9 protein-coding genes are annotated in these 8,847 nt (G+C 66.7%); 1 reads left to right on the top strand and 8 read right to left on the bottom strand.

What is annotated here, in order from left to right; genetic code table 11:
- Positions 1 to 285: 285 nt before the first annotated feature.
- A complete protein-coding gene (locus tag RM2_RS17045; protein WP_072690730.1) occupies positions 286 to 1,221 on the top strand; it encodes an ISAs1 family transposase in 936 nt (311 codons plus the stop codon).
- Positions 1,222 to 1,246: 25 nt separating this feature from the next.
- Here the strand turns inward: RM2_RS17045 and RM2_RS17040 are convergent, their stop codons facing one another.
- From RM2_RS17040 to RM2_RS17005, 8 genes are all read right to left on the bottom strand, one after another.
- Positions 1,247 to 1,612, bottom strand: a complete 366-nt coding sequence (locus RM2_RS17040; protein WP_072690729.1) for a hypothetical protein — start codon at positions 1,610 to 1,612, stop codon at positions 1,247 to 1,249.
- Positions 1,609 to 2,043, bottom strand: coding sequence for a transport-regulating membrane protein Mce1N (gene mce1N / locus RM2_RS17035; protein WP_072690746.1), 435 nt, complete (start codon positions 2,041 to 2,043; stop codon positions 1,609 to 1,611). Before mce1N ends, RM2_RS17040 begins: the two co-directional genes overlap by 4 nt.
- An 80-nt stretch (positions 2,044 to 2,123) precedes the next feature.
- Positions 2,124 to 2,714: a hypothetical protein gene (locus RM2_RS17030; RefSeq protein ID WP_072690728.1), complete on the bottom strand. Its 591-nt coding sequence runs from the start codon at positions 2,712 to 2,714 to the stop codon at positions 2,124 to 2,126.
- A 52-nt stretch (positions 2,715 to 2,766) separates the two neighbouring features.
- The gene (gene hemB, locus RM2_RS17025) at positions 2,767 to 3,741 is read right to left on the bottom strand and encodes a porphobilinogen synthase (protein ID WP_072690727.1); all 975 of its coding nucleotides are present in this window, start codon (positions 3,739 to 3,741) and stop codon (positions 2,767 to 2,769) included.
- A gap of 30 nt (positions 3,742 to 3,771) precedes the next feature.
- The gene (locus RM2_RS17020) at positions 3,772 to 5,337 is read right to left on the bottom strand and encodes a bifunctional uroporphyrinogen-III C-methyltransferase/uroporphyrinogen-III synthase (RefSeq protein WP_072690726.1); all 1,566 of its coding nucleotides are present in this window, start codon (positions 5,335 to 5,337) and stop codon (positions 3,772 to 3,774) included.
- Between the two features lie 75 nt (positions 5,338 to 5,412).
- On the bottom strand, positions 5,413 to 6,378 hold the full coding sequence (gene hemC, locus RM2_RS17015; protein ID WP_072690725.1) for a hydroxymethylbilane synthase: 966 nt from the start codon (positions 6,376 to 6,378) through the stop codon (positions 5,413 to 5,415).
- On the bottom strand, positions 6,375 to 7,859 hold the full coding sequence (locus tag RM2_RS17010; RefSeq protein ID WP_072690724.1) for a glutamyl-tRNA reductase: 1,485 nt from the start codon (positions 7,857 to 7,859) through the stop codon (positions 6,375 to 6,377). Before RM2_RS17010 ends, hemC begins: the two co-directional genes overlap by 4 nt.
- Positions 7,856 to 8,818, bottom strand: coding sequence for a redox-sensing transcriptional repressor Rex (locus RM2_RS17005; protein WP_072690723.1), 963 nt, complete (start codon positions 8,816 to 8,818; stop codon positions 7,856 to 7,858). The genes RM2_RS17010 and RM2_RS17005 overlap by 4 nt, the downstream gene beginning before the upstream one ends.
- Positions 8,819 to 8,847 lie beyond the last annotated feature (29 nt).

The following is an 8,847-nucleotide window of genomic DNA, read 5'->3' as shown; positions in this document are numbered from 1 at the left end:
GCACTCTCATCGACAAGTTCACTTGAACCCGCTGTTTCGGGTGTGAATAAGGTCGATCTGATCGACCGAGTGGTACGACACAGCCCTGGGGTTCGCGCTCAGCTACAGCAAGTTGGTCGACCTCGCGGCAAGGGCCAGGGCCCCGGCAAAGTCGTGGATAGAGGTTCCTGACCTGAGGGTTTGCGGCAGGGGGTGTGGCGGGCGCGGTCGCCTCGGTGATGATTCAAGTTCCTACGCCATCACCACCACCAGGAACGAGCCGTGCCCGCAGCCCCATCTTCTCCCATGCCCACTACCCCATTCGCGAGCGGGATTCTCGACACGCTCACACGGGTGCCTGATCCCCGAGCCCGCCGAGGTATCCGGCACCGGTTTCCCGTGATCCTGGCGCTCGCCTTGGCCGGCGTGTGTGCCGGGGCCAGGTCGTTCACCGCGATCGCCGAATGGGTTCACGATGCGCCGACCGCAGTACTCGAACGTGTGGGTGTGGTCGGACTGGCACCGAGTGAGTTCACGATCCGGCGTACCCTCGCCCGCGTCGACGCCACCGTGTTGGACCAGCTCATCGGCGCGTGGGCGTGGCTGCGTAGCAGTGTGATCGACGGTCGCCGGGTGATCGAGGTCGACGGCAAGACGTTGCGGGGTGCGAGGGATGCGGCCGGGTGCCTGACGCATCTGCTGGCCGCACTCGACCACAGCAGCGGTGTGGTCCTCGGTCAGCTCGAGGTCGGGGCGAAGACCAACGAGATCCCGATGCTCACCGACCTGCTCGACCCACTCGATCTCACCGATGCGGTGGTCACCGCCGACGCCTTGCACTGCCAGCGAGCCACTGCCGAGTACATCGTCGCCCGTGGCGGGCACTACGTGTTCACCGTCAAGAACAACCAACCCTCACTGAGAAACCGGTTGAAGGCGTTGCCGTGGACGAGCATTCCGGTCTCTTCCTCGGGTGCGAGGCGTGGTCACGGGAGACGGGAGCGTCGCACGATCAAGGCCACCGAGGTCGCGGCCGGACTCGGCTTCCCGCACGCCACGCAGGTATTGCAGGTTCGCCGCACCGTCACCCGACGCGGACGCAGGACAACACGAACATCGCCGCCGCGTTACGCCATCACGGCCGAAACCCACACCGGCCGGTCGACCTACTGCGCACCATCTGACATGCGCTTATGCGACTTTGCCGGGGCCCTGCCTACACCCCCACGTTGGAAAACTTGACCCCTGGTTGGGGGGTTCCGAAGCGCTACTCGGCTCCGCGATGATCGACGGCCGCGGGACCGACGCCGTCCGGGGCACCCAGAACTTCCGGTGAGGGGGGCTCGTCCGCCAACTCTTCCAGCAAGGGCGCCGGCCCGGCGGGTTCGCCCTCCGGGCCGGGTCGGATCCGGCGCACGGAATCAATCGCCAGCAGGCCCGCCAAAGTGACGAGTCCGGCGGCGAGCGCGATCCACGCACCCGAATACTCGGTTCCTTCGTAGGAGGGTTCGCCGGGCGCCATGGGACCGAACTCGGAGGTGGTCTGTGCGAGGTTCCAGCACCACACCGCCAGGGCGAGTCCGGTCACCGCCCCGATCCACTCGAATGCGACCGTCACTACCCGTCGATTCACTCCACCGACCCTCCCGTCGATTTTGCGAGCAATGATTCGAGTTGCTCGCGCAGGCCCTCGTCGTCCTTCGCCCAGGCCTGGACCAGAGCACCGTTGCTCAGGCGCAACCCGATCCCCGACCGTCGGCGCGGCACGTCCGACAACTCGCCCAGAGTCCGGGCCGTCTCCCACGGTTGCTGAACGCGCGCCTCGGGGTCGGCGGGAGGCATGATCTTCACGATCTCGGCGATCGGAAGGTCCTCGGTGCCCTGCCGCAGCGACGAGGAGGTGAGTTCGACACTCGCGTGCCTGCGTGCCGCCACCATCTGGACGTAGATGAATCCACTGAGCAACACCGCGAACAGCGGCAGCGCGAACCAGTGCACCACCGGCCCGGTCAGCAGTTCGACGACCAACGCGATCAGGCAGAACACTGGGCCGAACGCCACCATCCGCCAACGGGCACCGGGCTCACTGAACAACACCGCCTCAGGCACGGGCGAACCAACTCTCGTGGTGGGTCATGTCGGGACTACTCGGTGGAGGGAGGTAGCCGTAAGAAGTACGCGGCCGAATCCTTGCGATGCATCAGCACTACAGCGCCGACTGCCACCACTGCCTGAAGGATCTGCACGCCGCCGAGGGCAAGTTCTGCACCGCCGCCTGATTCGGTCGTGGACACCGCCATGACGGTCAAGGCCACGATCGTCGCGCACCCGATCGTCAGCAGCTTTCTGGCCCAGTTGCGACCTTTCCGCATGAAATACACGATAAGCAAGAACAGAGCGGTGAACATCAGGATGAAGAGTCCGAGGAATCCGATAGCCACGAAGAGCAGATTCTCGGCGGTGTCACGGCTCAGGTCGATCTCACTCGACGTGATGGCCGGTTCGTTCAGCAGCTGGTCGGCGAACGTCGACTTCTCCCCCAGTATGGCGGTCATCGCCACCAGCGCCTGAATCAGACCGAGGCCCGCCACGACCCACAGCAACTGGGCTGCGGTGCCCACATCGACCGGAACCGGACGTTCGGGCTTCGGCTCAGGAATCGGGGGTGGGTACGGGAGATTGTGCGGAGACGGGCCCTGCTGGTGCGGCGGAGTCTGTGGCCACTGCTCGGTCATGACAGCTACCGTAACCGGCGCCGCGCCGACGCCCTACCGGCGGCGGCGGCGATCATAACCAACCCGCCGCTTCGGTGGCCCAGTAGGTCAGCACGATGTCGGCGCCCGCGCGGCGGATGCTCGTGAGTGACTCGAGGATCGCGGCGTCCCGGTCGATCCAGCCGTTCTGCGCGGCGGCCGTGATCATCGAGTACTCGCCCGAAATCTGATACGCCGCTACGGGCACCGGCGAGCGGTCGGCCGTCTCGCGCAGGATGTCCAGGTACGACATCGCCGGTTTGACCATGACGAGGTCGGCACCCTCCTCGATATCGAGGTCCACCTCACGCAGCGATTCGCGACGATTCGCCGAATCCTGTTGGTACGTTCGGCGATCTCCCTGCAACGAGGATCCGACGGCCTCTCGGAACGGGCCGTAGAACGCCGAGGCGTACTTCGCCGAGTAGGCCAGTTGGCCGACATCCGTATGGCCCGCGCCGTCCAGAGCCTTCCGGATGGCGGCTACCTGACCGTCCATCATTCCGCTCGGGCCAAGCAGGTGCGCGCCCGAGTCGGCCTGCGCCACCGCCATGTCCACGTAGCGCTGCAGCGTGAGGTCATTGTCGACATCATCGTCGTCGCCGATGACCCCGCAGTGACCGTGGTCGGTGAATTCGTCCAGACAGGTATCGGCCATGATCACCGTTGCGCCACCGACTTCATCTGCAAGCCAACGCAGTCCGCGGTTCAGAATGCCGCCCGGATCGGATGCCCCCGAGCCGTCGGCGTCCTTGTCCTCGGGGCGGGGTACCCCGAAGAGCATGATTCCACCGACGCCCGCCTCGACTGCCTGCGTAGCCGCGCGCCGCAGCGAGTCCGGGGTGTGCTGGAACACTCCAGGCATCGACGAGATCTCCCGGGGGGCTTCGATGCCGTCCGCGACGAACATCGGCAGCACGAGGTGCCGTGGCTCGAGCGAAGATTCGGCCACGAGCCGACGCAACGCCGGCGTCCGGCGAAGCCGTCGCGGTCTTTGAGACGGAAACACGAACTTGTCCTCCTCCGGGTCGCGTGACGCCTATCGCCTCGCGCGGGACTTCTTGCGAGGCGGTGGCAGAGCACCTTCGGCGCGTAGGCGCGCAGCGTGCTCGGCGAGCGCCTCCACCAGCGGGCCCACCTGAGCGGTCTCCGGTCGCACGTCTACGCGCAACCCGAATTCGATGGCCGTCTCGGCAGTCTTGGGACCAATGCAAGCGACGAGGGTGCGCGCATGCGGCTTTCCGGCGATGCCGACCAGGTTGCGCACCGTCGAGGACGAGGTGAAGCAGACGGCGTCGAATCCACCGGTCTTGATCATCTCGCGGATCTCGGCCGCCGGCGGCGCAGCCCGGACGGTGCGATATGCGGTGACGTCGTCGATCTCCCAGCCGCGTTCACGCAGACCCTCGGCCAGCGTCTCGGTGGCGATGTCGGCGCGCGGCAGCAGGACCCGGTTGACCGGGTCGAACACGTCGTCGTACGGGGCGAACTCGGCGAGCAGACCTTCGCTCGACTGCTCACCGGTCGGTACGAGTTCAGGGTTGATTCCGAATGAGCGTACCTTGGCCGCGGTGGCCTCGCCGATACAGGCGATCTTGACGCCGGAGAACGCCCGGGCGTCGAGTCCGAACTCCTCGAACTTCTCCCACACGGCCCGCACCGCGTTGGTGGAGGTGAAGACGACCCACTGGTAACGACCGTCGACGAGGCCCTTCACTGAGCGCTCCATCTGGGCCGGGCTTCGCGGCGGCTCGACGGCGATGGTAGGCACCTCCATCGGAATGGCGCCGTGCGTGACCAGGCGGTCGCTCATATCGCCGGCCTGGTCTTTGGTGCGCGGCACCAGAACCTTCCAGCCGTACAGTGCTCGCGACTCCCACCACGACATCTTGTTGCGCTGGGCGACGACCTTGCCGACCGTGACGACCAGCGAACCGACGAGTTCGGAACCGGCCTCGTTCAGTGTCGCGAGGGTGGCCTCTACAGTGCGCTGCTGCCGGGTGGTGCCACGGACCGTGATGGCGGCCGGTGTCTGCGGGGCCAAGCCGTGCTCGACGAGAGCGCTCGCGGTCTCGGCGAGGTGCCCCGATGTGGCGTGCAGGACGAGGGGTCCGGGTGCGGACGCGAGGGCGGCCCAGTCGACCTCACCGCGTACGTCGGCCTCCGTGTGCCCGGAGCCCAGCGCCATACCGGCGTAGGAGGGCACCGCCGAGGCGGACGGCAGGCCGGGCAGGACCTCGAACTGCACCTGGGTCCGGGCGACGGCGGTGACCTCGGCGATCACGGAATCGGTGGTCAGCGGGTCACCGGACACCAGGCGCACCACGTCGTGGCCGTTCCTGGCCTCGTGAACGAGGGTCTTCGCGACTTCTGCGGGCTCGCCCAGCGCGGGTCGGACCTCGGCGTGCGGCTCACCAGTCTCGGCGTCGACGCCGAGGTCGGCGCCCACCAGAACCGTGACGCCCCTGTCGACGTCGGGGTCGGTGAACGCCAGCGTCGCCGCGGCGAGAACGTCCCGCGCACGGACAGTGAGCAACGCCGGATCCCCCGGTCCCGATCCCACGAACAGGATTCGCCCGGGGGTGTTCTTACGGACTCGGCTCATCGGTAATTCTCCAGTGCGATCATATGTCGAGATGGGTACGGGAAGCGGATTGGCCGATCAGTCGGCCTTCGCACATCAAACATCAGCATCACCGGGCTCGGTGACATTCATCAGATCCCGCGCGCCGAGTTCGAGGAGCTCCCTCGCGACGGAGCGGCCGAGTTCTTCGGCGTTGTCCGGGGAGCCCACGGCCCCCGTGCGTATGACGTCGGAACCGTCGATGGCTGCCGCGCAACCTCGGACGGACAGTTCGTCGAAGATCCTGCCGTCGTCGTCGAGTGATTCGACGACCTCGGCAATGGCTCCGACGGGTGCGGTGCAGCCGGCCTCGAGCTCGGCGAGCAGTGCGCGTTCCGCCGTGACGGCCGCGCGACTGCGCAGGTCGTCGAGCTCTGCAAGAATCGCGACCAACACCTGATCCTCCGCCAGACACTCGACGGCCAGCGCACCCTGCGCGGGTGCGGGCAGCATCTGGACGGGCTCGATCGACTCGGTGATCAGGTCCAGGCGTCCGATCCTCGCCAACCCGGCCCGCGCCAGCACGACCGCGTCGAGTTCGCCGGACTCGACCTTGCCGAGCCGACGCTGCAGGTTGCCGCGCAGGGGGCGGATGTCGAGGCCGAGGCCGAGTGCCCGGAGTTGGGAGGTGCGCCGCGGGGCCGAGGTGCCGACCTTGGAACCGACGGGCAATTCGCCGAGGACCAATCCGTCCCGTGCCACGAGTGCGTCGCGTGAATCCTCCCGCGGCGGAATTGCGGCGATGGTGAATCGCTCGTCACGGGCGGTAGGAAGGTCCTTGTAGGAGTGCACCGCCACGTCGACCCGGCCGTCAGCGAGGGCTTCGCGCAGTTCGGCGGTGAAGACGCCGACCCCGATCTTCTCCACCGATTCCATGGACTGATCGCCCTTGGTCGCGATGATTACGAGTTCGGCGGCGTGCCCGCCCGAGATCAGTGCGTCACGGACGCTGCCGGCCTGGGTGGTGGCGAGCTCGCTCCCCCTGGTCCCGATCCGCAGGGTGCGGGTGCCGACGGTGTTCATGCCTGCGATTCCTTCCCGTGGTCGTCTTCCGCGACGAAGTGTCGCAGGCGCGGATCCTGGCCGGCGATGAATCCGTCAACGATGTCGAAAGCTGCCAGGTCGGTGGTGCCGAGACCTACCAGGTCGGTGGCGCCGAGACCTACCAGGTCGGTGGCGCCGAGATCGGTGGGCTTCGCGACGGCCTCGACGGTTCCGGGGCTGAGCTCGAACAGTTCCCGCAGAGCGGCGGCGTAGGAATCGCCCCCGGGCGCGGAAGCGAGTTGCTTGATTCGAACCGTGGGTGCGTGGAGCAGTTTGTCGACCACCCGCCGTACGGTGCGGGCGACCTCCTCGCGCTGGGGATCGTCGAGCCCGGGCAGACGGGAGTCCAGGCGCATGAGTTCAGCCTCGACCACGTCCGCAGCGCGCTGGCGCAGCGCCGTGACGGTCGGTGTGATCTCAGCCAGTCGCTGCCCGGCGAGGTAGTTGCCGAGCTCGTTCGCGACGATGCGCCGGGCGGCGTCGGCCTCGGATGCGGCCGCACCCGCCGCCGGATCGCGTTGCAGCGACTCCATGTCGAGCACAGCGACTCCAGGCAGACCTGACACCGCGGACTCCACGTCTCGTGGCAACCCGAGATCGCAGATCACCAGAGTGCGTTCCGGGTCACGGCCGGGTTGTGCCAGCGCACGGTGGGTGTCCGCGAGCGTGACGACGGCCCCGACCGCACCTGTACAGGTCACCAGAACGTCGGCCTGCGCCATTGCGGTGGGGAGTTCGCTCAGCTCGAGAGCCACAGACTCGACACCGTGGGACCGGGCAGTGTCGGCCAAGTGCTCCGCGCGCTCCCTGGTGCGGTTGATGATGGTGATGCGATCGATACCCGCGCGCGTGAGGTGAGCGACCGCGAGACCGCCCATCGACCCGGCGCCGACCACAACGGCGGTACGTCCGACCAATCCCCCACTTCCGGCAATTCCGGCCGCCCGGTCCAGTGCCACCGATACGACGGACGCACCGGCGGAATCGATGCCCGTCTCCGAGTGCACCCGCTTGCCGACGCGCAGAGCCTGCTGGGAGAGTTCGTGGAGCGTGCGACCCGCGGCCTGCTGCGCGTCGGCGGCCGCGTAGGCGGTCCTGATCTGGCCCAGGATCTGCTGCTCGCCGATCACCATCGAATCAAGGCCGCTGGCCACCGCGAACAGGTGCTCGGCCGCCGCCTCACTGTAGCGAACGTAGGCGTGCCGGTGTAGATCGGCGAGATCCAGACCGGAGTGGTCCACGAGCAGTTCGCCAACCTCGGTCAGCGCACCGTGAAACGCATCGACGACAGCGTAGATCTCCACCCGGTTGCAGGTGGACACGATCATTGCCTCCGAGATGTGCGACGACGCCAGAAGCTTGTCGATCAACTTCGGTCGATCGGTGTCGGTGACAGCGACCCTCTCGAGAACCGGCACCGGGGCCGTCCTGTGCGAGATCCCGACAAGCAGAACACTCACGGCGCGATCACTGATCCGTTCCTTGGTGAAGTGGACGAGAGAGCGGAATGCCCGATACGGGCACTGGGTGCCGCCGCAACCGACTCCCGGTTCTGGGTGATGGACCCGGCTTCGATGTTGCGTGCGCTGTTGAACGAGAGAACCTGCATTTCGACGGCAAGGTCGACGTGGCGCGTCTCTACGTGATCGGGAACATCGAGCAAGGTCGGGGAGAAGCTGAGAATGCAGCGCAAGCCGGCACGAACGAGACGATCGGCCACATCCTGGACCGCTTCGTCCGGCGTCGAGATCACGCCGAGAGTGGCTCCGAGTTCGGGGCATGCCTGCTCGAGTTCGTCGACGTGCCGCACCTCGAGGTCTCCGACCGCCACACCGACCCTCTCGGAGTCACTGTCGAAGAGGCCGACCATGGAGAACCCACGACGGCCGAAACCTGGGTAGCAAGCGAGCGCCTGGCCGAGGTTTCCGACGCCGACAAGGACGACTTGATGCCCGCGGTCCAGACCCAGTGCACACTCGATGCGGGCGCGCAGTCGAGTCACGTCATAGCCGACGCCGCGGATGCCATTCGGACCCAGGAAAGAAAGGTCCTTCCGCAGCTTGGCGGATCCCACACCCGAGGCAGCGGCGAGTTCCTCGCTCGACACGGTGGTCGTGTCACGATCCGCGAGTACTCCGAGGACCCGCAGGTACGTCGCGAGGCGAGTCACCGTAGCCTGGGGGATATCCCGCAATTCAGGGAGGGAAGACCCGTCGGAGACAGAAGGGACGGAAGCCGGTTCGACCACGCCCGTCACGTCAAGGGCCACAGACCCATGAGTCTGGTGCGTTTCGGTCACGTCGTTGGCTCCTCGTCCGACCGGCGTTCGATGCCGTTCTTCACGATGCTCCGGGGAATTGTTCACACCACGGTAACTGCTTGTGAACCCCTGCACAAAGTCGCTGCGACTGCGCCACATGCGGTTCTACCTGCATAGCATCACAGAAT

The organism is Rhodococcus marinonascens NBRC 14363, from assembly GCF_001894885.1.
GTDB classification, from domain to species: domain Bacteria; phylum Actinomycetota; class Actinomycetes; order Mycobacteriales; family Mycobacteriaceae; genus Rhodococcus_F; species Rhodococcus_F marinonascens.
Note: the sequence above shows the minus strand (reverse complement) of the source record. Positions and strands in the feature narration are given on the sequence as shown.

Bases quoted from the DNA above. Each gene is read 5' to 3' on its own strand.
- RM2_RS17045 (WP_072690730.1), top strand. From the start codon at position 286: ATGCCCACTACCCCATTCGCGAGCGGGATTCTCGACACGCTCACACGG.
- mce1N (WP_072690746.1), bottom strand. From the start codon at position 2,043: ATGGTGGCGTTCGGCCCAGTGTTCTGCCTGATCGCGTTGGTCGTCGAA.
- RM2_RS17030 (WP_072690728.1), bottom strand. From the start codon at position 2,714: ATGACCGAGCAGTGGCCACAGACTCCGCCGCACCAGCAGGGCCCGTCT.
- RM2_RS17020 (WP_072690726.1), bottom strand. From the start codon at position 5,337: ATGAGCCGAGTCCGTAAGAACACCCCCGGGCGAATCCTGTTCGTGGGA.
- hemC (WP_072690725.1), bottom strand. From the start codon at position 6,378: ATGAACACCGTCGGCACCCGCACCCTGCGGATCGGGACCAGGGGGAGC.
- RM2_RS17005 (WP_072690723.1), bottom strand. From the start codon at position 8,818: ATGTGGCGCAGTCGCAGCGACTTTGTGCAGGGGTTCACAAGCAGTTAC.